This is a genomic window from Parabacteroides timonensis (assembly GCF_900128505.1).
GTDB lineage: Bacteria > Bacteroidota > Bacteroidia > Bacteroidales > Tannerellaceae > Parabacteroides > Parabacteroides timonensis.
Genome location: NZ_LT669941.1, coordinates 2857414 through 2880249 on the forward strand (window position 1 = coordinate 2857414; position 22836 = coordinate 2880249).

Consider the following 22836-nt stretch of genomic DNA (forward strand, 5'->3'; position numbering starts at 1 on the left):
TACCTTTATAAGTTACAAATTACGGTTCTGTATAAAATTTCACATCACCTCCTCTGACTGCATCATTATATAATTCTTCTTCAAACGTCTTCAAAAAATCGACTTTCCGCTGGTTGATAAGCATTTCCGTGATCTGCGGACTGGCATAATCATAAGGAGCGACACTTCCCACAGAAAGATACTCCTTGATATTCAGCAGATAGCAATAACTACTATCGGCCACTTCCACGAACTTGTTCGCTTTCAGATAAGCGTTCGGATCAGACACATGAACGGGGAGATTGTCCATCACCTCGTCAAAGTCCACCCATTTGTCGTAAAAGTAGTCATAAATAGTGGCATTTTGCACACTATACTTCTCAATTTTTTCCAAAGAGGCCTCAGAAGTCGATTTATACCACCCTTTTACATCAGAAAGACCGGGGGCATCCACCGGTATCTTCAGGAAAAGACCTTTGATCAGGGCCTTATCAAGTGTAAACTTTTTCTGATTCTCTTCATAATAGTTCAGCTTATCGCTCTCGCGGATATTAGCCGACAACTTTTCTTTTATCAATCGTTCCTGATAACGGTAACGGATCAGCGAATGGCGGTATTCTTCCACGAGCTTGTCAACCTCTTCTTTTTCGTTTCCGAGGTTCCGCTGAGCGACTTCATAAACCAGGGCATCTTTCACCCATTTCTTTACAAAGCTTTCGGCTAACAACAAACTATCCGCAGAGGATATCCCCCGCGGAATCAGACTAACCACTTCCGAACGTTTCAACGTCCGGTCCTTCACTCTTACCAGTACATCCGCATCGTTGGTTTGCTGGGTCCGTTTACAAGAACACAGCAAAGATACGAATGCTATAAAAATGAAGCAATACTTCATAACCTTCTCTTTCTTATTTCTTTAGTTTTTTCAACAATTTCCAATTAATAGTAACAGGATACTCTTTATTCAGCTGCTTCACCCATTCCTCTTCCAGAGTGGTTTGCTCTGCAGCCGGTTTACTCCAAATCTTCTCATTACTGATATTGAATAACAAAATGCCATCACGATATTCCTGCATCAAATGTGTGAACTCAGGATGTTTTGTTTCCAGGTTTTTACGCTCTGCAGTCGTAACGATATCACGGATGAACAGATCGTACACCTCCTGCATGAAATCTCCTGCATACGTTTTTGTGGAGAACGGGCAACGCTGTATATAGTAGGCGAACTCGCTCTGCGGGAAATCGGTATCTGCCAGGTGGAACAAGGTCTTGTTCATATCCTTTGCTTTTTCATAAAACTCCTTGTCTGTCGGGAAGTTATCATTGCAAAGAGCAACCAGTTCCGCATATGCTTCCGGATAGAATTTATATCCGTATTCTTTCTTCAAACGTTCGTCGAATGCTTGATAATATTCAAAATTACGTTCTCCCTGTGCCATTATCTTCGACCAGGATTTTTTCTTTTCTTCAAAAGAAGGGATGCCACTCTTTCCGATCAGTTTGATAATATGATAGCCGAAACGTGTTTTTACCGGCTGTGACAACTCGCCCGGAGTAGTCAGGGCAAATGCCGCTTTCTCGAACGGTTCAACCATTTCGCCCACACCGAACCAGGGTAGTTCTCCCCCTTTTCTTGCAGACGCACCGTCGGAAGAATATTCTTGCGCCAACTCACCGAAGTCGGCTCCGTTTTGTGCTTTTTTATAAACTTCGTCCGCCAATGCGAGTGTTTCGCTTTCGCTACGCGTTACTGAATCCTTTTGGAACGGGATCAGGACGTGAGCGACATGGCGCATGCCCGGATTAGGTTTCCGGCTAAGCAGTTTTATGATATGAAAACCGAGGGTAGTGCGTACAGGCATCGATAACTCGCCCGACTGCATGGAATAGACGGCGTTTTCAAACGCTTTTATCGTCTGCATCGGCAACAGGCAACGGGTATATTCATAACCTGTATTTTCAGGATCTTCCTCTTTCAACTCACGGCCGACAGCTGCGATATCTTCTCCTCCCTTAATACGCTGGTATGCTTTCAGGGCTTTCTCATATACAGCCACTGTATCTTTCGAAACGGTGTGCTCCGGCAAACGAAACAGGATATGACTTAATTCCATCACTTCACCCAGTCGTTCGTATTCTACACGAACTGCCGCTTCTTCCCCATCCTTATCAGATAAATAACTTGAAGTCAATTGTGCGCGGTATCCCTCCAACTCATCTGTGAATTCTTTTGTCTTATCCATCCCGGCGGTCTCTGCATCGGTAACCTTCAGTTTGAAGTTCTTATACAGTTCCACATAATTCTCCAGTGACTTACGGTCGGCCAAATTTACTTCACCGTTCTTCTTAGCCATAAAAACAAATTCCGCAAGAGGGACCTGCTTACCGGCCACAGTCATCACTACAGAGTCAGGCAAATTACGCGCTTCTCCTGTTAAACAAGCGAATACCAAAGATAATACAAGTAACTTTTTCATCAAAAATCTGTTTATCATACTACGTAGACATTACAAAAATAACACTAATCTAACGGACAACATCCTTAAAAAGTATGCTATCGAATTAAATTAGTGTTTTTTATATAACGGGGATTATCCGCATTTATTATTCGCCGCGGCTATAATTAGGTGCTTCCTGCGTAATGGCCACATCGTGCGGGTGACTCTCCTGCACACCTGCATTCGTGATACGGGTAAATTTAGCCTTATGCAACTCATCAATATTATGAGCTCCGCAATATCCCATACCGGCACGCAGACCACCTACCATCTGATAGATCACTTCAAATAAAGATCCTTTATAAGGAACACGGGCAGCTATTCCTTCCGGAACCAACTTCTTCACATCGTCTTCCACGTCCTGGAAATAACGGTCTTTCGAACCTTTCTGCATAGCTTCCAACGATCCCATGCCACGATATGATTTAAACTTACGTCCGTTAAAGATAATAGTCTCACCCGGCGACTCTTCCACTCCGGCTAACAGGGAACCCATCATAACAGATGATCCACCAGCCGCAATCGCTTTTACAATATCTCCCGAATAACGAAGTCCGCCATCGGCAATTAAAGGAATGCCTGTTCCATTCAATGCTTTCGCCACGTCATAGATAGCCGACAACTGGGGCACACCCACTCCGGCAATTACACGGGTTGTACAGATCGAGCCCGGTCCGATACCCACTTTAACGGCATCGGCACCGGCATCGGCCAGGTATCTGGCAGCATCTCCGGTAGCGATGTTACCTACCACACAATCGATACCCGGATATTGGGCTTTGATCTGTTTCAGGACATCCACCACTCCTTTGGAATGACCGTGAGCCGTATCGATAACCAATGCATCGGCACCGGCTTCAACCAGGGCAGCTACACGTTCGAATGTATTAAACGTCACACCTACTCCGGCTGCTACACGCAAACGCCCTTTGGCATCCTTGCAAGCAGAAGGTTTATCTTTCGCTTTTGTTATATCTTTATAGGTAACGAGCCCTATCAGTTTATTATGACTGTCCACAACCGGCAGTTTTTCGATCTTATGTCGCTGAAGGATCTGGGCGGCAGCTTCCAGGTCGGTAGACTGATCAGTCACCACCAGGTTCTCTTTCGTCATCACCTCATCGATCGAACGGTTCATATCTCTTTCGAAACGCAGGTCACGGTTGGTAACGATACCTACCAGATAACCGCCTTCGTCTACCACAGGTATACCGCCGATCTTGTATTCCGCCATCATAGCCAACGCATCGGCCACACGTTTTCCTTTCGTGATCGTCACAGGATCGTAAATCATTCCGTTCTCTGCACGCTTCACGCTTTGAACCTGCTTGGCTTGTTCTGCGATCGTCATGTTTTTATGAATAACGCCGATACCGCCTTCGCGGGCAATAGCAATAGCCATCTTTGCCTCGGTAACTGTGTCCATGGCCGCCGATACCATCGGAATATTCAATGTAATGTTTCGTGAAAACTTTGTCGAGAGGTCGACATTTCGGGGAAGAACTTCTGAGTAAGCAGGGATCAACAATACATCATCGAATGTTAATCCGTCCATAACTAACCTGTCTGCAATAAATGACATAAAACGTATGCTTTAAAAATTATTGCGCGCAAATATACGATTTTTCCGGAAACTATGCAACGATAAAAACAAAAATGGCTTTCTCCCTGTTTACTTTTAGGGAGAGAGCCATTTTTATTTCTGACGAAGACGGCAAATAAATCAATTGGCCATTTCCGACAAAAATTTAATGCGAACCAGACGGATCTCTTCTTCGGTATAATCGTTACCCAGTTCTTCGATCGCATCTTCCAGATCATCGGTTTCGGAATCTTTGAAGTATTCATAGATATCTTCAATATGATCTTCATCCATGACATCATTCACAAAGTAATCGATGTTAATACGAGTTCCGGAATAAACGATCGCTTCGATCTCGTCGAGCAGTTCGTTAAATTCAAGTCCGTTGGTCAATGCGATCTCATCCAGAGCCACCTTACGGTCGATACGCTGAATGATAGAGACTTTCAGTTTCGACTTATTGGCAACCGTACGTACACGCAAGTCTTCCGGTCGCTCGATTTCATTTTCTTCTACGTGTTTTTTGATCAGCGTAATAAATTCCTGACCATAGCGTTTAGCTTTTCCGGCACCTACACCCGGAATGTTCTGCAATTCATCCAATGTCACCGGATAAGTGGTAGCCATAGCTTCCAGCGACGGATCCTGGAATATTACGAAAGGAGGAACTTCCAGACGTTTGGACAGCTTCTTCCGTAAATCCTTCATCATAGAGTACAGAATCGGATCGACCGCACAGGTTGCTCCACCACGTACAGGAACTTCTTCCTCTTCTTCTTCAAACTCGTTATCTTTCGTTATCTTGAACGATACCGGTTTGTTCATAAAATCTTTTCCTTTTGGCGAGATCTTCAACAAACCATAGTTCTCGATATCCTTTGTCAGATAACCGGCGATCAACGCCTGGCGAATAACAGCGTTCCAAGTCTTTTCATCTTCATCCGTACCGGAGCTGAAGACTTCCAGTTCATTGTGTTTGTAAGATTGAATTTCGGAGGTCTCGTTTCCGACCAACATATTGACAATATAGTCTGCCTTAAATTTTTCTTTTAAAGTACTTATCACTTCAAGTACTGCACTCAACAATTCTTTCGCTTCCACTTGCTTTTGGGGGTTCAAACAATTATCACAATTTCCACAATTTTCTTCCAGGTACTCTTCACCGAAGTAATGTAACAGAACCTTGCGGCGGCATACGGATGTCTCTGCATAAGCAGCTGTTTCAAGCAACAACTGTTTACCGATCTCCTGCTCCGCTACAGGTTTGCCCTGCATAAATTTCTCCAGCTTCTGCAAGTCTTTGTATGCATAAAATGCAATACACTGGCCTTCACCGCCATCACGGCCGGCACGTCCTGTTTCCTGGTAATAACCTTCGAGGCTCTTGGGAATGTCATAATGAATCACATAACGCACATCCGGCTTATCAATACCCATACCGAATGCAATAGTGGCCACAATAACGTCTGCTTTCTCCATCAGGAACGCATCCTGATTTCCTGACCGTTGCCCTGAATCCATTCCGGCATGATAGGGAAGTGCCTTAATTCCGTTTGCTTTCAGAATATCGGCAAACTCTTCCACCTTCTTGCGACTTAAACAATAGACAATACCCGATTTGCCTTCGTTGGCTTTAATATACTTAATAATCTCGCGGTCAATATTCGGACCTTTCGGACGAATCTCGTAATATAAATTAGAACGGTTAAAGGAGGATTTGAAAACTGAAGCATCTATCATACCCAGGTTCTTCTGGATATCATGTTGTACTTTCGGAGTAGCAGTTGCCGTAAGCGCTATCAACGGACGTTTTCCTATTTCATTAATAATAGGACGTATCCGACGATATTCGGGACGGAAATCGTGTCCCCATTCAGAGATACAATGCGCTTCGTCTACTGCATAGAATGAAATATTCACATTGCGCAGGAAATCGACATTTTCTTCCTTCGTCAACGACTCGGGAGCGACGTACAATAATTTCGTGCGGCCTGCCATTATATCCGCTTTCACCTGGTCGATAGCCGACTTATTCAGTGAAGAGTTAATAAAATGAGCAACTCCATCTTCCTCACTGAAATTACGCATGGCATCCACCTGGTTTTTCATCAGGGCAATCAAAGGAGATATAACGATTGCCGTACCTTCCATCATAACAGAAGGCAACTGGTAACAGAGGGACTTACCTCCACCGGTCGGCATCAATACGAAAGTATCGTTTCCGGCCAGCACATTTTCAATAATAGCTTTCTGATTTCCCTTGAAGGTATCAAAACCAAAATGAGTCTTTAAATGCTCAGTTAAACTATCCTTCTTCGCCATACTTATTTATATTTTACAAACCGCCGGCATTTACGCTATCTGCAAACGGTTTACATCTGATTTTTCAAACTTCTCCTTCGCATACTCCAGTGTTACATGAAGTTTCTTTTTCTTTTCTGAAGGCATGCTGAACATAGCATCCATCATAATAGCTTCAACGATTGAACGCAAGCCACGTGCACCCAGCTTAAATTCCAAAGCCTTATCTACAATATACTCGTAGACATCCTCATCGAACGACAGCTTGATGGAATCCATTTCAAACAATTTTATATATTGTTTGATAATAGAATTCTTCGGTTCTGTCAGAATGCTGCGAAGCGTACTCCGGTCGAGCGGGTTCAGATAAGTCAGAATAGGCAGACGGCCAATAATCTCAGGTATCAGTCCGAACGACTTCAGATCGGTCGGCGTAATATACTTCAGGAAATTATTCCGGTCCACCTGAGCTGTATCTTTGCTGGCCGAATAACCGACAACGCGTGTATTCAGACGCTGTGCGATCTTCTTTTCGATACCGTCGAATGCTCCGCCACAGACAAAGAGGATATTTTTCGTATCTACCGCTATCATTTTCTGTTCAGGATGTTTTCTTCCGCCCTGGGGTGGTACGTTGACGATCGAACCTTCCAGTAATTTCAATAACCCCTGCTGTACTCCTTCTCCACTTACATCACGGGTTATGGACGGATTATCACTTTTCCGTGCAATCTTATCTATCTCATCAATAAAAACGATCCCTCTTTGGGCTGCGTCTACATCATAATCAGCAGCCTGTAACAGGCGGGTCAGGATACTTTCGATATCTTCTCCCACATAACCGGCTTCAGTCAGCACCGTCGCATCCACGATTGCAAACGGGACATGCAATAACTTTGCAATCGTCCGCGCCAGCAAGGTTTTACCTGTACCGGTGGCTCCGACCATAATTATATTAGACTTCTCGATCTCCACATCATCCGAGGTAACTTTCTGAAGCAACCGTTTGTAATGGTTATAAACCGAAACGGAAAGATAACGTTTTGCGTCATCCTGACCAATTACATATTGATCCAGAAAAGCTTTTATGTCCTCAGGTTTCGGTAGTTCTGTCTGCTCAAGTCCTAAAGCACTTTTCTTTGCAGGTTGTTGCTCTTTTACAATTTCGTACGCTTGCTGTGCACACTCATCACAGATAGCACCGGATATTCCATTAATCAGCATGTTAACGTCCCGACTGCTCCGTCCGCAAAACGTACAAAAGTCGCCTGTTTTGGCCATAGAATATTTGTTTTTTTGGATTGTCAAAAAAGACAAGGCATAAAAGCCTTGTCTATGTTTTTGTTATTTCTTCTTTTCACGGACCAGGATTTCATCTACCATACCATAAGCTTTCGCTTCTTCGGCAGTCATCCAGTAGTCGCGATCGCTATCACGCTCTACTTCTTCGTAAGGTTTACCCGAATGGTCAGAAATAATAGTGTACAGCTCCTTCTTCACTTTCAGGATTTCACGAGCTGTGATCTCGATATCCGAAGCCTGTCCCTGTACACCGCCCAGAGGTTGGTGAATCATCACACGTGAATGCGGAAGGGCCATACGTTTGCCTTTTGTACCGGCAACCAGCAATACCGCAGCAAAAGAAGCTGCCATACCTGTACAGATTGTAGACACATCGCATCCGATAAACTGCATGGTATCGTAAATACCATAACCTGCATAAACGGAGCCACCCGGTGAATTAATATATATAGATATATCTTTGCCGGGATCGCTTGAATCCAGATATAATAATTGCGCCTGGATCACATTGGCCGAATAGTCGTCGACCTGTGTTCCCAGGAAGATGATGCGGTCCATCATCAGACGGGAAAATACGTCCATCTGCGCAACATTCAGCTGACGTTCTTCGATAATTGTCGGAGAAATATAACTGCTGGTGATATTCATATAACTATCCAGCGCATTACCGTTCATCCGCAAATGTTTCGTTGCATACTTTCTAAAATCGTCCATAATCTATTATTTTTATATTACCGGAAGTCATAAAAAAAGGGATTCCCCTCTGACTTATCGGAATAACAAAGTTATAAATAAATTTCTGAAAGAAACAACTTATTTGCTATCCGGTAAGAGTTTTTTTAGAGAGAAAACCCTTTTTCTTGTTAAAACCTTAGTGTTTACTATGGTTTCGGAAGGATAATATTATTCAAAGAGTTTGTTGAATTCGTCAGCTGAAACTTCTTTTACATCCAGTTCCACCTGTCCTTTCAACCATGCAGCCAGTTTTTCTTCTACCGCGCGGTCGATGATATTCTGCAAAGTCTGCTTATTTTTCAACATATCTTTTGCATAGTTAGCCAATACGTCTTCAGGAACAGAAAGCATACCGTACTGTGCAAACTGAGCTTGTGCTACACGTTTTGCGAAGTTTTCGATGTCTGCATCTTCCACCTTCAGGTTGTTTGTCTTCACCAGATTTTCTTTGATCAACTGATATTTCAGGTCTTCGATGATCTTTGGGAAATCTTCTTCTACCTTTTCAGCTGTAGTATTTTCGTTTGCAGCTACCAACCAGCGTTTCAGCATATCGTCGGCAAACTTCAATTCGCCAGCTTTCTGAACCAAAACTTCGCGTGCATCCAACAGGAATTTATAGTCACTCTGAGGAGTGAACTGGTCTGCCAATGCTTCTTTGATCTTGTTCTTGAATTCTTCTTCGCTGTTCACAACGCCTTCACCAAATACTTTATCGAACAAATCCTGGTTCAGTTCAGCTTTCTTGTGACGGGTAATTTCTGTAATTTCAAAGCTGAAATCGCTAGTGATACCGGCAACAGCTTCTTTGTCGACTTTCAGGAATGAAGCGATTTCAGCTTCAGCACCTTCATAAGCCTTGTTCGGGTTGAATATGATTACAGAGTTAACTTTAGCACCTACGAATTTAGCTTTTTCAGCTTCATCCTTCATATATGCCGGCATCAGTACAGCGTCTTCAACAACGATACCGCCTTCTTTCGGAGAACCGTTTTCAAGTTCGGCAACAGTACCTTTAACCATATCTTTTTCTTCCACTTCGTCTACTTTGTCATAAGTACCGAAATTAGATGTATAAGCATCGACCTGCTGACCCATCATTTCTTCATCGATATCGACCTGATAGTAGGGAAGCTTGTCATTTTTGCTCAGTTCGATATTGATTTCGGGAGCAATAGCTACATCGAAACAGAATTCGAAATCTTCCTGTGTATCAAAATTAATAGGCTGTTGTTCTGATTCGTTAGGCATCGGTTCACCTAATATATTCAATTTGCTTTCGTGGATATAGTTGTACAGCTTATCAGAAACCAACTTGTTTACTTCTTCAGCCAGTACATGTTTTCCATACATCTTCTTTACCATACCCATCGGCACCATTCCCTTACGGAAACCCGGTACATTTGCTTTCTGACGGAAGTTGCGCAGGCTCTTTTCAACCTGTTCAGCGTAGTCAGCCTTCACTATTTCTAATTTCACAATACCGCTTACGGCATCAATGTTCTTAAGCGAAACGTTCATTCTGAATGATTTATTTAATTAATAGTCGTATCGAATTTTAGGCTGCAAAATTAGAGTTATTCTTTTAATCTCGCAAATTGTTTACCTAAATTGTTATAAGTAAGACTAATTTAGACACATATTATTTTTTTTATCGCAAAATGTTGTTTATCTAAAATTATTGTATTCCTTTGTAAAGTGAAAGGGGATTTACCTTGAACGTAAATAACATTGTTTTTTATTTCTTCATTTACATGTTACTTGTTGATTTATCTCTCACTGTTACGAAATTCCGGTTTACTACTTTCATAAGTAACAATTTTATTTTTTAATTATTTCTATTTTTATGAACATTTACATTGGTAACCTGAACTATCGTGTTCGGGAAGAAGATTTGAAACAAGTAATGGAAGAATACGGTGTTGTAGATTCTGTAAAGATCATCATCGACCGTGAAACCGGAAAATCTAAAGGTTTTGCATTCGTAGAAATGCCGGACGATGCCGCTGCGAAGAAGGCTATCGCCGAATTGAACGAAGCAGAATATGAAGGCCGCCAGATGGTAGTAAAAGAAGCCAGACCAAGAATGTAATCTGCAACTTCCTGGAAGAAATAAAAAACTTCTGCTATCTTTGGCAGAAGTTTTTTTATAACTGTATCTATGAAATTAAAAGGTATATATGCCGGAAAGCCGGCGACGTTTCAATTATTACTCCTGTTACTCTGTCTTTTACTCGGAGGAATCTTTTCATCTTTGATCGGAACGGGAGGTTTTTACCTGTTGTACGGCACGTACAGCAATCCCATGCAACATCCGGAAGCCATGCGGCTGATGCAATTGATCTCTGCCATTGGAACATTTTTATTTCCTCCACTCGCGGTAGCCTGGCTATGTAGCCTGGATCCGAAGGAATATCTGTGGATAAAAAAAAGTCCGTCTAACAAAATTCTGCTCCTGGTATTTGCCAGCATGTTCCTGATATCGCCGGCCATCTCCCTGACCGCTCTTTTGAATAAACAAATGGTTCTCCCCTCTTTTATGGCTCCGGTCGAAAACTGGATGAAAGCGCAGGAAGCACTTGCCGAACAACTGACCAATACACTTTTAGCTGGCGACGGCCTGATGAATATCTTAGCCAACCTGTTGGTTATCGCCGCCGTGGCCGGTATTACGGAAGAATTCCTATTCCGTGGTGCTCTGCAACGGATTATTGGAAAATGGACGTCGAACCATCACATTGTTATATGGACTGCCGCAATTATATTCAGTGCTTTCCATATGCAGTTCTATGGTTTCCTGCCCCGCATGTTGCTGGGGGCTTATTTTGGATACCTGTTATATTGGAGTAGAAATATATGGATTCCGGTTTTCGCACATTTTGTCAATAACGCTTTTGCCGTCATCAGCATGTCGGATGCGCGCCTGAAAGAGAACGAATTTATCACGGGCGAGATTTCAGATACAAACCTGTTGCCGTACTCAACACTGGCAGTCGTAACCTTATTGTTATTCTACCTTTGTATCCAACAAATCAGAAGAATGCTCTAAAGATCCTTCTTTCTTAATACGAAGTCTTTACCCAGGTACTTTTCACGTACGATCTCATTTTCAGCCAACTGTTCCGCTGTGCCCTGGAAAAGCACCTTTCCTTCGAACAAGAGATAAGCACGGTCGCAGATACTGAGGGTTTCGTATACGTTATGGTCGGTAATGAGGATACCGATATTCTTATGTTTCAGCTTGGCCACAATCGTCTGGATGTCCTGTACGGCAATCGGGTCTACACCGGCAAACGGTTCATCGAGCATGATAAACTTTGGGTCGATAGCCAGACAGCGGGCGATCTCAGCACGACGACGCTCACCTCCGGACAGCTGGTCCCCCAGGTTCTTCCTTACCTTATGTAAGCCGAATTCAGCGATCAGGCTCTCCAGCTTCTCCTTCTGGTATTCGGGAGTAGTATCCGTCATTTCCAATACGGAGCGGATATTATCCTCCACGGTCATCTTACGGAAGATGGAAGCTTCCTGAGCCAGATAACCGATACCGTTGCGGGCACGTTTATAGACGGGAAACTTCGTAATTTCCATATCATTCAAGAATATCTTCCCCTCATTAGGAGTTACCAGCCCTACAGTCATATAGAATGTAGTCGTTTTTCCCGCCCCGTTGGGACCGAGCAATCCTACAATCTCACCTTGCTTCACATTAATGGAAACATGGTTTACCACCGTACGTGTTCTATATTTCTTCACCAGGTCCTCCGTGCGGAGCACCATCTGTTGTTCGTCTGCCATATCCTAATTATTTACGGGTACAAAGAAACGCAATTAATTAGTTTTCCACAATACTATTATCATTTCTTAATCTCCACGACAATCATTACAGGGATTTCATTTCTTATGCTTTATCAACATGATTACCGGATTATCCTCCTCGCCCAATTTTGAGGCAATATCTTTTAGCTTACCTTTTAAGCGTCCTCCTTTATAATCCTTAATAAGCTCCCATGCCTCTAAATATTGACAAGATGGTATTTCTCCATTCAAAGGCTCTGATTTCAAGAAAGCTTCTTTATCATAGGTGTAATCACTATTATACACTTTATATCGGAATAGCGTATTTTCTTGTTTATCATATACTATATCAGTAGATGAGAATGGTAATACTTTCTCTACTACTTCCATAAAATAGTACCGATCTGTAAGCAAGCTCAACAATAGAAATTTTTCCGGATTCATAGATTGAACAGATGGAGTCCTTACAATAAAAGGCTTCATCGTATGGTTTGCGGAATACTTGTACAATGTATCTGCAGAAAGCTCTGTCAGTATATAATTATCAAAATAAGGTATTATAGGATAAACAGATGGAGGCATGTAAACAAAAAAGTTCCCATCTTTATCCCTCGGAGTCCTTACCACAATTGTTTTCTTCCCTTTAAATGGAATTTGGAGTTCTTGGGTAATAACACCATCCTGTTTCGAGATGAACATAAATGACTGACCAGTATAAGATTCAGTAAAATTATTCTCATTTAAGACATCATGACAAATGAAATTGTTTTGGTCAAAATTGTATATTTCACCAAACAAAAAATCTCCTTTTAGCGAGATCTTTCGTTTAAAGTTCCCTTTCAGATCATACACTAATATTTTTTTCGCATACATATCGTTAACAAACATTTCAGCCTTATCTTCATCTAAGATTATCTGTACAAAGCTTGTATATTCTTCACCACCCTGTCCTTTATGGTTTATCTTTTTCAATGCTTTTCCTTTCCGATCGAAGATAAAAATATTTCCATCACGTCCTCCTATCCTGTTTGTCGCAACTATAACATCCTTACCTACAGCTTGGATATTCCCTTGACAAAGAAATTCATCATTCGTCTCCAACGGAATATATTCCACATCCATAAAATCCTGAAGAATCAGTTTTTTCTGAGGATAATTTGCTGTGACATCAACCGTGATGCAATCATCTGTTGACTGCTTACTCTCTCCACATCCTGCCATTAACAGCAGGACAAAGAATAATATTGAATCTACACTTCTCATATTTAATTAGATTATAGTTTATACAAAGCCCCTCTTACGAATCAATAATTTACTTGAATTTAAGAATCCTGACCACCGGATTATCGTCCTCGACAAGTGTCTTCGCAATCTTCGGCCCATTTCCTTTCAATCGTTTTCCTTTATAAGCATCTATCACAGATGATGCCTGAATAAATTCGGCATACATATTCTTTGCGATAGCAGGAGATCCTTCCGGAGACCATCTTCCCTGACTCCAGGCTCTTGTATCGTATTCTGTATCCAAAATCGATACTTTATTTATTTCTCCGGTTTTAATATCATACATAAATGCAGGAATTTTTCCTCCTATCGAATTAAAATCTAAAAGAAATGTACCTATCAGCAGAAATTTATCAGTTGTTACAAGGGGGAACCATATATTCCGAGGTTCAGAGGCATGAATTGACGGTGTACGGAGCAATAGAGGGATTAATCCTTCGTTCGGAGATAGTTGGTATAGCGTATCAGACGATATATCCATAATCATTAAATCTGAACCGTAATGCATATTATGGGGATAAGAAATTCGTAAAGGTCTCCACATATTACCTTCTAATTTTTGAGCAATAGCATTTGAATACCTTTTTGGTAAATGGATACCCAATACAGAAATCAAACTCCCATCTTTTTTTGATACAAGACTGTAAGGATCTTTTTTAGTCCTACTTTCACGACCTGGTTCTATATTTACATCATCATATATAAGCAGAGATTCATCATCATAATTTAAAATTTTCATATAATGATCAAATCCATTTATTTTCAGTGTCCGTTTATATTCTCCCTGCAGCGAATAAACTTGAATGAATTGGGAACACACATATATTTCCGCATTCTTTTCATCCAAAATCGTACCATTTTCAATCCAGTTATATTCCATACCACCTTGTCCTTTATGGTTAAAATGAGAATATAACTTTCCTGTTTTACGATCGAAAACAAAGATATCTCCCCGTCGAACCTCATGTACAAGAATATATTTATCCGTAACAGCCGAGAGTTCCGATGATCCGCCTAATAAGACATCATCCGTCGTTTCCAACGGCACATATTCGATATCGGCCATATCCTGAAGACGTAACTTCTTTTGAGGATAGTTCTTAGAAAAATCAAACACCGGTAAATCACCTGCCTTTGATTGTGGGCTGATTACTTGACTACACATTAAAAAGGAAATGAACAACAAGATAAAATTTTTCTTCTTCATGGTATTTTATTATATTCAGTTAATATTATACTAGCGATAAGAACAAAGTCATTTACCTATTGTACAATCACCTCCTTACAAGCTATGACTCTTTTATTTCCGAAAGATACATACTATTCCGAACAATTCGTAAAACAAAGGGTAAAAATTACTTAATCCTCCATTTTTTCCATAACCAGTAAACAAAAGGAAGCAAAAGCAAAAACAAAACCAATATCCACTTAACATCAGACCTCGGTTCATATTTTACAATCGTATCTTCAGCCGATATCCCCATATTCATTACACTCTTCGTATCCGCAGTTATCCCTGCAGAAAGCACTTCTGCAGAATCCCTTACGCCCCATTCTTCCATAGCATACACAACACGTTCCACATGTTGTTTTCCCGAACTATCCGGTGAAGAAAAAGAAATCTCTTTCAACCGGGAACTACCTCGTAACTGTGTTCCCCGGTTATAAAGCAAACAGGATGTATCCAGCCGGGTATACACCATTGAATCCTTATACGCAGAGAACAGCTCTCTACTTCCGGAATTACGTGTTACACAGCCGGATAATCCCGCCATAGCCAAAAACAAATAAAGAACGGTTCTCATTTGATAATCACTTGACGACGGTTCTTTCCCTTTAGCTTCAAAGACAAATGGATGAAATTACGGCGACGATAATAAATCACCTGATCGAAATTCAACCCGCTTCTCTGTAAGGCATTAAACAGATAGCAATTATCCAACGTATAAATATCGACAGCCTCTCCAGTCAAATGTTGTGAATTTTTGATACCACTCACCAAACGGTTCAGTTCCTCGCAACGATACCCGCTATTAATGTGCATACCCTCAGAACAACCGGCATATCTTCGAAGTGGCTCTAATAAATTTTTAACCAGATTCCGGATGGCCTTTCGTGCCTCCGGTGTCGGCGTATTTTCCAATCCCCGTTCTACAGCCACTGCACTATATATAAACTCTCCCATATAAAAATGGTCACTGATCCAATCCGGATGCTTACTCCTCCAAGCCTGTTTCTGCGCACTCAAAGGACATTCAAATACCAACTCTTCATCTTTCATTTTCGTTCTTTTTAATTTTATAAGAATAATCTACTCCAAACAAAGCTCCGGCAAACGTACTGATCTCGCCAAAAGCCACTAATACACTATTATGAATTTCCCCTGCCGGAGCAATCCAGAAACCGGAAAAGACCAGAGTAAGACCGGCTGCACAAAGCAGCACGGCCATTACCAGTTGGATATTCATCCTTTTCATCGTTCGATAATGTTACTCGATTACAGGACGATCATCCTCTCCACCACCGGGATTTTCAGTCTTTTCCTTTTCCGGTGCAATCAATGAATAGCCCATCGTCTTTTTTGTCTCACGTAAATCAAACCCGGGATTGAAAACAATTCTCGGAGCACGGATCATTGAAGCATTGAACTTCTTCGCATCTTCCACCCCTTCACTTCCTACGGTGATATGAAAGTTTCCAAACTCACCCAGTTGAACGATACGCCCATCCTGCAGTTCCAGATCCAGAATATAATTCAGGTTATCCAGTACAGCTTTCACATCAGCACTCGAAACCGTGCTTCGTGCAGCAATCAACTTACACAAACGACGTAAATCCGTATACCCTGTACTCTTCGAAACCGCATAATACAATTTCTTCGAATCTTTGTTTCCCGGTTCCGACGGACGCAAAACCAATTTATACCCTTGTGCCATAATTAAAAATGTTTTAAATGAATAATTAAGTACACCGCAAAGGTATGACAGCAGAAAAAGGGCAAAAAGCACTAAAACATCCCTCTGAAAAGAGGTAAATCAACCGGCAGATAGCCTATAAGCAATAAAAAAAGCAGAGAAAAAGATTCTTACTGCTTTTCCAAAGAAATCACACAAACGAACAACTAAGGCTTTTCAGACAGAAAACTAAAAAATCATCCGACAACAATTTATATTCTTTAAAAGTTACAATGAAAGTATTAACAATGCTACAAAGCTTTTATCTGAATAGTATTTTGTTTTTCAGCAAGAAATACTATTTTTAAATTTACTAAGCAGCCGCTCAGTGAACAGCCGCTCAGTAAATTCCATAATACATAATATTACTCGATAGCTATCTTTTCAAATAGTTCATACAAGTCATCCGTATCAGCTCTTGCATATCGGATTTTATCCGATAGATACTTCACTTTCAGATCAACATTAAATCCGAGCTTAACAGCGAATGCCAAATTCGTATAAGATGTTTTACGTTTTTTATCCGGTCGTTCCAACAAATTCAAGATACGGATAAACAATGCTTCATCCTTCACATCGTAAAGAAACTCTCCTAAAACAGTGTCATTACGCACGAAATCGATAAAACGCTGACGTTCACTTTTAATCAGGCTAACAAAAAAATCACGATACCCCGGACTCAGATTTTTCCAATCTGAAAAAGCCAAAGCAAAGGAATCTTTATAAAAGACATCTTTTTCCTCCGGCAACAAATTATTCACATGTTTTTGATAAGTACAAACGGCTGGTTGGGCACCCAGCAATGCCATTAATAAATTTCTCATAATGTTCTGAGAAGGCTGATTACTCCTTCCAGCCCAAAGCCACTAAACAAGATAGCAAGGTCTATTAATAGAATTAGAACCCTTCTTTCAGAATCTTCTTCAGTGGTTGGAAGAAGCGTTCTATCAAACGTAAATCATCGGTTACAATTTCAGCAGTGGCTTTCATCTCATGAGAGACAGGCAAATTCTTTCCATAATTGGTGGTCAGTCCGTCCGGGAAGGCAATCTCCACCATATAATTGTCTTCCGTCGGCACCATCGAGATTGCCGAAACAATCCCGTTCACGATCCCGAATTCCTGATCCGGAAAATTGGCAAAACGTACGATCACCCGCTGGGTAAGTTCCACTTTTCCCGACCGCTGAACAGGCAGCGAAGCCCGTCCGATCAATCGTTCCTCCTCTTCAGGCACAACAGAGAAAACATCTTCCCCGGAAATAACAAACTGGTTTTCATTCCAATATTTTGTAAAAGTCACCCGTCCCTCTATAGGCGAACGCAAACAATAGTTCAACTCCCAACTTCCAATCACATTCAGCAATTCCTCCATAGCCGTCCGGTAATTATGCAGAAGCAAACTTTCTTTCTCCGCCTGTTGCAATTGCAGATCCAACACACTCTCCTCCAATTGCCCGATCTGAATCTTCATATTTTCCAGCGCAGCATTCGCCCCCACCAGGGAATACCGATTCTGCAACAATACATTCTTTGCCGTTTCATATTCAAAAGGAGAAATCACTTGCCGGGAAAAAAGCGAAGAATCCCGCTCATACTGTTTACAAGCTATTTCGTATTGCTCCTTTACGACCTGCCGTTGCCGCAGCTGATTCCTGTAATAGACACTGTACTTATCGATCTGATCCCGGACAGCAGCTATCTTTTTCGGATAATAATCCAATTCTCTATAATTCTTACACTCATGCAAACTAGTCAACAACCCAACATAAACCGACTGCATCTCCCCCAACACAAACTCTGCCTTTCCTGATAAAAGTTCGGATAGCCTATCCGGTTCCGCCTGATGTTCAAGTAATATATCCTTCAGGCGATACGTATCTTCCGTCGAAGCCGGATTCTGTACAATAGCCAGTAGTGCACCGGGTTTTACCTTTTCACCATCCGTCACATACAATTTACTGATCTTACCCGAAGTCCGTGCTACGATCTGTGCCACCGGATGCCGGCTTGTCAATGTCATTTCCGTTGTAATCACATCCGGATATTTAAAGAAATAGCTACCCACCAAAAGAGCCAATACCACGATAAACAATAACGTGATTCCCCACCGTACAATCCAGGCCGGGATCTGTCCCATCACCTCCTGCACTTCCTCACTGCGTAATTCTATTTCTTTCCCTTCTTTCATCAGGCTCCCAACTCCAACTGATTCTTCACTAGTTTATAATATATCCCTCGCTTCGCTGTCAATTCTTCATGAGTACCTTCCTCCACTACCTGTCCTTTATCCAATACCACTATATTGTCCGCATCTTTCACCGTACTCAATCGATGAGCCACGACAACCACCGTACGCCCCTGATAGAACTGGTGCAAATGCTCCATGATTTCCTTCTCATTATTCGCATCCAATGCATTCGTCGCTTCATCCAGAAAAATAAATTCCGGATTCTTGTATACAGCCCTAGCAATCAGTATCCGTTGTCGTTGTCCCTGGCTTACCCCGCTTCCTTCCATGCCGATCTTCGTATTGTAGCCCAGTGGCAACGAATCGATAAAATCTCTTATATTAGCCACCGTCACCGCGTGTAATAACCGTTCCTTGTCGATTACCTCCGCACCTACAGCTATATTCTTCGCTATTGAATCTGAAAAGATAAACCCATCCTGCATTACACAGCCAGTATGCGCTCGCCACACATGCGGATTAATATTTTTCAGCAACTGATCCCCGACTTTGATACTCCCCTTATTCGGATCATAAAACCCAAGCAGTAGCTTTATGAGAGTAGTCTTTCCGCTACCACTTGCCCCTACGATAGCCGTCACTTTATGATGGGGAATAGTCAAATTTATCTTATCCAGCACATAATCACGATCCGCCCCATCATAACTAAAGCTCAAATCCTCTATCTGCAACGTCCTGTTATTCGGCAACGTAGTAGCTTTCAATGCCAACGTCTGTTCCTCGTCTTCCCGTTGATGAATTTCACCTAAACGTTCCAGGCTAATCTTGGCATCCTGAAAAGAGCGGGCAAAACCAATGAACTGCTCGATAGGAGCAGTCAGTTGCCCTACGATATATGTAAGCGATACCATCATACCTAACGTCATATCACCGGAAACAACAGCTCGGGCGGCGAGAAAGGAGATAAGGATATTGGTAGTTTGGTTAAAAAACACCGACCCGAGCTGTTGATATTGTTCCAATGCAAGCCCTTTTATACTAATCTTAAAAAGCTTCACTTGTATACGCTCCCACTGCCAACGTTTTTCCGTTTCACAGTTATTCAATTTTATTTCCTGCATGCCGGTGATCAACTGAAACAGATTACTTTGTTCACCGGCCGCCTGTGCAAACCGTTTGATATCCAGTTCACGCCGATACTTCATAAACACCAGAATCCAAGCAACATACAATCCGTTCCCCAGCAGAAACAAGCCCAATATAGTCAGGTCATAATAAGCCAGAACAAAACCGAAAACGACAAAGTTTACAAATGAGAATAATGTACTGATAGAAGAACCAGTCATGAATGTCTCGATCCGTTTATGATCTCCAATACGCTGCATGATATCCCCTACCACCTTCGTATCAAAGAAATGGAGCGGTAAACGCATTAACTTTGCAAGAAAATCTGATATCAATAATATATTTATTCTAGTATTTACATGTAGCAGAATCCAACTGCGAATAAAATCAACAGATAATCTCGCAACAAAAATAACTAATTGAGCAACTAATATTAAAACAATGAAATTTTGATTACCATCACGAATACCTGTATCAACCAAACTTTGAGTAAGAAATGGCAATATCAATTGTAGAATACTTCCAGACAACATACTTAATAGTAGCTGGAACAAATTTTTCCTAAAGGCACTTAAATAACGAAAAAAAAACAAAAAACCTTGATTTGTACTTTTTTCTTTTTCTTTTTCAAAAAAATCGGACCTAGGCTCTAACAATAAAACAGCACCTACATCTTTTCCTTCTACGACGGTACTAAACCAGCAACGTTCCAATTCATCTTCATTATATATTAATCGTTTTCCTGCAGGATCTGCAATATAATATTTTCTATTATTTATCCCATAACAAACCACAAAATGCCGTTGATTCCAATAAAGTATACAAGGCAAAGCCACATCCTCTCGAAGTTGTTCAATCGTAATACGAGCGCCTAATGTACGAAAACCTATATTCTCTGCAGCATCACTAATTCCTAACATTGAAACTCCTCCATTAGTAATATAAGTAAGATCACGTAAATATTGCATCGAATAATTACGACCATAATATTTTGCTATCATTCGGAGACAAGTAGGCCCACAATCAGCATAATCCAATTGACTATAAAGTGGGAATTGTTTTATTAATGAATTACATTTCATGAAAACTTCAAATTCATTACAAAAATTCAAGACAAATTAGTTATATAGATATTCATGATACTTTTTAAATCAGAAGATAAAAATATTTATAGTGAATCATATAATTCCAGTATCCTATCTTTAAATAGCCGAAGGTTATAACATGTTTCAAATTTATTACGAGCCTTATCTCCAAGTTCTTTTCTCAAATCTGGATTCTCTATCAAAAAACATATTTTCTCAATCAAATTCCCCCAGGTCTTCTTCTGTGAATTAACAGAGACTTTAAATCCATTAATCCTATCATCCACTATTTCAGACAATCCTGTAGTATCATTAACAATTATTGGAATTTTAAAACTCATCATCTCAACTGCTACATATCCAAATTCTTCATGCAATGATGGTACTATTCCTATATCTGAAATAGTATACAAATCAAAAAGATTTTTTTTAGAAAGAAAACCCGTAAATGAAACTTTTGTCCAAATATCAAAAGAATTAAGCAAACATTTATTAAAATCCCCTTCTCCTACAATCAATAAATGCAAATTCGAATATCTATCTAAAATAATTTTAAATATTTTTATCATAATATCGATACCCTTAATAGGATCTAATCTACCTACAAAAAGAAGTAAAATATCATCCTTATTTATATGCATCCTTTTTTTTATAATAGTTTTTTTAATTTCGTCCTCACAATAAAAATCATTTAATGCATTATTTATAATTGATATTTTATTTTTGTTAATCTTGTAAATTTTAATCAAATCATTATAAGAGTGTTTTGAAACTGCAATAATCTTATCACATATATTCAACATGTCCTTTTCTTTTATTATTTTTTCATAAATTGATCTTGATTTATCATCAAGCTCCCCCTTATCACTCTTCAAAATATGAAATAATTTGCGACGATTCCCTAATAAAGAAAAACTCCATTCTGTATAATGAACTGTTAGTACTATTGAACCGCCTATAATTGAACGAATATATTCTACCATAGTTCTTGCTCCCATATAATTCAGATGAAAAATATTATTCTCATTTTTATCTACATAGGGGTACAATATAAAAGGAATACTCTTTTCAAACTCTTCAAAATTTAAATTATTCTTATTTATCACTGGAGCAGGAATTAGTATATACCTTATTGGCCCTTTATTTAGAATCTCAAACTCTACATCTTTATGGATAATATTTACAATTGTTATATTATACCTTGTATACTTCAAAGCATCAACCAATTGTTTTATGTATGTTCCTATACCATAATTAGTGGCTCTTGCCGAAGAATCAAATATATATACATGCCTCATTTTAATATTTTTTTCAACATAACACCCGTTAATCCATTGTGTATACCTAATGGATAATTTGAAACTTTATCTGTTATAATTGGCAACTCTCCAAATATAAAATTCGGAAATTCCAAATGAGAATTATAATCTATATTTCCAGAAATTATCCTCTCAAATTCATCTATATATCCTTTTAAAGAGTTATTTTCAGGAACAATAGATTTAATCTTTTCTCTCATTGCAGTTAAATATTCTAGATCAAACGGCATTTCTCTTTCAAAAGACTTAATTCTTGCATTTACATATATAAGAATACCCCCTAAACCAGTACTCATACTATAGTCATCAATTCTTGTAGGATCTACACACATTACTTTTTGATCAATTTCAAAAAGAATCTCATCAGTATTTCCATTTACAAGCTTATTATGAATCAAATATTCAACACACCACCCAATACCGCACAAACCTATTTCAAAATTTATAGATATATCATCACATATTTTACTATATATATCTTTCATTAACATTTCTGCGTATTCTTCATATATACCACATTTAGTATAATGAGAATATAAAATAAAAAACAATACACCTCCCATTTTTCCATGTAGTAAACCTAAACCTAATATATAGCTATAATTCACTAATAAAAATGACAATATTTTTTCATCAAGAGTAACTTTCATCACAATATATATATATCATTACCAATTAATAGAA

General features: G+C 40.0%; 21 protein-coding genes. 2 read left to right on the plus strand and 19 right to left on the minus strand.

Features of this window, described 5'->3' with window-relative positions; translation table 11 throughout:
* Positions 1–19 precede the first annotated feature (19 nt).
* From BQ7394_RS19150 to tig, 7 genes are all read right to left on the minus strand, one after another.
* On the minus strand, positions 20–874 hold the full coding sequence (locus BQ7394_RS19150; RefSeq protein WP_075558855.1) for a hypothetical protein: 855 nt from the start codon (positions 872–874) through the stop codon (positions 20–22).
* 13 nt (positions 875–887) lie between these two features.
* On the minus strand, positions 888–2474 hold the full coding sequence (locus BQ7394_RS26565) for a foldase protein PrsA (RefSeq protein ID WP_075558856.1): 1587 nt from the start codon (positions 2472–2474) through the stop codon (positions 888–890).
* Between the two features lie 109 nt (positions 2475–2583).
* On the minus strand, positions 2584–4059 hold the full coding sequence (guaB, locus tag BQ7394_RS19160) for an IMP dehydrogenase (RefSeq protein WP_075558857.1): 1476 nt from the start codon (positions 4057–4059) through the stop codon (positions 2584–2586).
* Between the two features lie 141 nt (positions 4060–4200).
* Positions 4201–6381, minus strand: a complete 2181-nt coding sequence (recQ, locus tag BQ7394_RS19165; protein ID WP_075558858.1) for a DNA helicase RecQ — start codon at positions 6379–6381, stop codon at positions 4201–4203.
* A 30-nt stretch (positions 6382–6411) separates the two neighbouring features.
* Entirely contained in the window at positions 6412–7641 is a 1230-nt protein-coding gene (clpX, locus tag BQ7394_RS19170; RefSeq protein WP_075558859.1) for an ATP-dependent Clp protease ATP-binding subunit ClpX, read from the minus strand.
* A gap of 63 nt (positions 7642–7704) precedes the next feature.
* Positions 7705–8376 (minus strand): ATP-dependent Clp endopeptidase proteolytic subunit ClpP, encoded by a 672-nt coding sequence (gene clpP, locus BQ7394_RS19175; protein WP_075558860.1) that lies wholly within the window; start codon positions 8374–8376, stop codon positions 7705–7707.
* 189 nt (positions 8377–8565) lie between these two features.
* Entirely contained in the window at positions 8566–9918 is a 1353-nt protein-coding gene (gene tig / locus BQ7394_RS19180) for a trigger factor (RefSeq protein WP_075558861.1), read from the minus strand.
* A gap of 325 nt (positions 9919–10243) precedes the next feature.
* Here tig and BQ7394_RS19185 point away from each other — a divergent pair, with 325 nt between their 5' ends.
* Together BQ7394_RS19185 and BQ7394_RS19190 are read left to right on the plus strand one after the other, a co-directional pair.
* Positions 10244–10489 carry an RNA recognition motif domain-containing protein gene (locus tag BQ7394_RS19185; RefSeq protein ID WP_075558862.1) on the plus strand — a complete coding sequence of 82 codons (246 nt, stop codon included), beginning with the start codon at positions 10244–10246 and terminating at the stop codon, positions 10487–10489.
* 69 nt (positions 10490–10558) lie between these two features.
* Entirely contained in the window at positions 10559–11446 is an 888-nt protein-coding gene (locus BQ7394_RS19190) for a CPBP family intramembrane glutamic endopeptidase (RefSeq protein WP_075558863.1), read from the plus strand.
* Here BQ7394_RS19190 and lptB read toward each other — a convergent pair.
* The 12 genes from lptB to BQ7394_RS19250 all read right to left on the minus strand — a co-directional run bounded on the left by lptB (position 11443) and on the right by BQ7394_RS19250 (position 22802).
* Entirely contained in the window at positions 11443–12195 is a 753-nt protein-coding gene (lptB, locus tag BQ7394_RS19195; RefSeq protein ID WP_075558864.1) for an LPS export ABC transporter ATP-binding protein, read from the minus strand. The two genes, BQ7394_RS19190 and lptB, sit on opposite strands and share 4 nt — an antisense overlap.
* Positions 12196–12291: 96 nt before the next feature.
* A complete protein-coding gene (locus tag BQ7394_RS19200) occupies positions 12292–13458 on the minus strand; it encodes a 6-bladed beta-propeller (protein WP_075558865.1) in 1167 nt (388 codons plus the stop codon).
* A 49-nt stretch (positions 13459–13507) separates the two neighbouring features.
* Complete coding sequence (locus tag BQ7394_RS19205) at positions 13508–14686, minus strand: 6-bladed beta-propeller (protein WP_075558866.1); 1179 nt, start codon at positions 14684–14686, stop codon at positions 13508–13510.
* Positions 14687–14834: 148 nt separating this feature from the next.
* Positions 14835–15284, minus strand: coding sequence for a hypothetical protein (locus BQ7394_RS19210; RefSeq protein ID WP_075558867.1), 450 nt, complete (start codon positions 15282–15284; stop codon positions 14835–14837).
* Positions 15281–15760, minus strand: coding sequence for a D-Ala-D-Ala carboxypeptidase family metallohydrolase (locus BQ7394_RS19215; protein ID WP_082212031.1), 480 nt, complete (start codon positions 15758–15760; stop codon positions 15281–15283). Before BQ7394_RS19215 ends, BQ7394_RS19210 begins: the two co-directional genes overlap by 4 nt.
* Entirely contained in the window at positions 15750–15956 is a 207-nt protein-coding gene (locus tag BQ7394_RS19220; RefSeq protein ID WP_075558868.1) for a hypothetical protein, read from the minus strand. The genes BQ7394_RS19215 and BQ7394_RS19220 overlap by 11 nt, the downstream gene beginning before the upstream one ends.
* 12 nt (positions 15957–15968) lie before the next feature.
* Positions 15969–16415, minus strand: a complete 447-nt coding sequence (locus BQ7394_RS19225) for an HU family DNA-binding protein (RefSeq protein WP_075558869.1) — start codon at positions 16413–16415, stop codon at positions 15969–15971.
* Between the two features lie 383 nt (positions 16416–16798).
* Positions 16799–17257, minus strand: a complete 459-nt coding sequence (locus BQ7394_RS19230; protein WP_235848783.1) for a hypothetical protein — start codon at positions 17255–17257, stop codon at positions 16799–16801.
* A gap of 73 nt (positions 17258–17330) precedes the next feature.
* Positions 17331–18623: an HlyD family secretion protein gene (locus BQ7394_RS19235; RefSeq protein ID WP_082212033.1), complete on the minus strand. Its 1293-nt coding sequence runs from the start codon at positions 18621–18623 to the stop codon at positions 17331–17333.
* Positions 18623–20830, minus strand: coding sequence for a peptidase domain-containing ABC transporter (locus BQ7394_RS19240; RefSeq protein ID WP_075560130.1), 2208 nt, complete (start codon positions 20828–20830; stop codon positions 18623–18625). Before BQ7394_RS19240 ends, BQ7394_RS19235 begins: the two co-directional genes overlap by 1 nt.
* Before the next feature lie 86 nt (positions 20831–20916).
* A complete protein-coding gene (locus tag BQ7394_RS19245; protein WP_075558872.1) occupies positions 20917–22131 on the minus strand; it encodes a glycosyltransferase in 1215 nt (404 codons plus the stop codon).
* Positions 22128–22802, minus strand: coding sequence for a hypothetical protein (locus tag BQ7394_RS19250; RefSeq protein WP_075558873.1), 675 nt, complete (start codon positions 22800–22802; stop codon positions 22128–22130). The genes BQ7394_RS19245 and BQ7394_RS19250 overlap by 4 nt, the downstream gene beginning before the upstream one ends.
* Positions 22803–22836: the final 34 nt, after the last annotated feature.

Excerpts from the sequence above, each read along its gene's own strand:
- BQ7394_RS19205 (WP_075558866.1), bottom strand. The coding sequence starts at position 14,686 with ATGAAGAAGAAAAATTTTATCTTGTTGTTCATTTCCTTTTTAATGTGT.
- BQ7394_RS19230 (WP_235848783.1), bottom strand. The coding sequence starts at position 17,257 with ATGAGAAATTTATTAATGGCATTGCTGGGTGCCCAACCAGCCGTTTGT.
- clpP (WP_075558860.1), bottom strand. The coding sequence starts at position 8,376 with ATGGACGATTTTAGAAAGTATGCAACGAAACATTTGCGGATGAACGGT.
- BQ7394_RS19185 (WP_075558862.1), top strand. The coding sequence starts at position 10,244 with ATGAACATTTACATTGGTAACCTGAACTATCGTGTTCGGGAAGAAGAT.
- BQ7394_RS19200 (WP_075558865.1), bottom strand. The coding sequence starts at position 13,458 with ATGAGAAGTGTAGATTCAATATTATTCTTTGTCCTGCTGTTAATGGCA.
- BQ7394_RS19220 (WP_075558868.1), bottom strand. The coding sequence starts at position 15,956 with ATGAAAAGGATGAATATCCAACTGGTAATGGCCGTGCTGCTTTGTGCA.
- BQ7394_RS19225 (WP_075558869.1), bottom strand. The coding sequence starts at position 16,415 with ATGGCACAAGGGTATAAATTGGTTTTGCGTCCGTCGGAACCGGGAAAC.
- tig (WP_075558861.1), bottom strand. The coding sequence starts at position 9,918 with ATGAACGTTTCGCTTAAGAACATTGATGCCGTAAGCGGTATTGTGAAA.
- BQ7394_RS19150 (WP_075558855.1), bottom strand. The coding sequence starts at position 874 with ATGAAGTATTGCTTCATTTTTATAGCATTCGTATCTTTGCTGTGTTCT.
- BQ7394_RS26565 (WP_075558856.1), bottom strand. The coding sequence starts at position 2,474 with ATGATAAACAGATTTTTGATGAAAAAGTTACTTGTATTATCTTTGGTA.
- BQ7394_RS19190 (WP_075558863.1), top strand. The coding sequence starts at position 10,559 with ATGAAATTAAAAGGTATATATGCCGGAAAGCCGGCGACGTTTCAATTA.
- BQ7394_RS19245 (WP_075558872.1), bottom strand. The coding sequence starts at position 22,131 with ATGAGGCATGTATATATATTTGATTCTTCGGCAAGAGCCACTAATTAT.
- BQ7394_RS19240 (WP_075560130.1), bottom strand. The coding sequence starts at position 20,830 with ATGAAATGTAATTCATTAATAAAACAATTCCCACTTTATAGTCAATTG.
- lptB (WP_075558864.1), bottom strand. The coding sequence starts at position 12,195 with ATGGCAGACGAACAACAGATGGTGCTCCGCACGGAGGACCTGGTGAAG.
- BQ7394_RS19215 (WP_082212031.1), bottom strand. The coding sequence starts at position 15,760 with ATGAAAGATGAAGAGTTGGTATTTGAATGTCCTTTGAGTGCGCAGAAA.
- BQ7394_RS19210 (WP_075558867.1), bottom strand. The coding sequence starts at position 15,284 with ATGAGAACCGTTCTTTATTTGTTTTTGGCTATGGCGGGATTATCCGGC.
- BQ7394_RS19250 (WP_075558873.1), bottom strand. The coding sequence starts at position 22,802 with ATGAAAGTTACTCTTGATGAAAAAATATTGTCATTTTTATTAGTGAAT.
- BQ7394_RS19235 (WP_082212033.1), bottom strand. The coding sequence starts at position 18,623 with ATGAAAGAAGGGAAAGAAATAGAATTACGCAGTGAGGAAGTGCAGGAG.
- recQ (WP_075558858.1), bottom strand. The coding sequence starts at position 6,381 with ATGGCGAAGAAGGATAGTTTAACTGAGCATTTAAAGACTCATTTTGGT.
- guaB (WP_075558857.1), bottom strand. The coding sequence starts at position 4,059 with ATGTCATTTATTGCAGACAGGTTAGTTATGGACGGATTAACATTCGAT.
- clpX (WP_075558859.1), bottom strand. The coding sequence starts at position 7,641 with ATGGCCAAAACAGGCGACTTTTGTACGTTTTGCGGACGGAGCAGTCGG.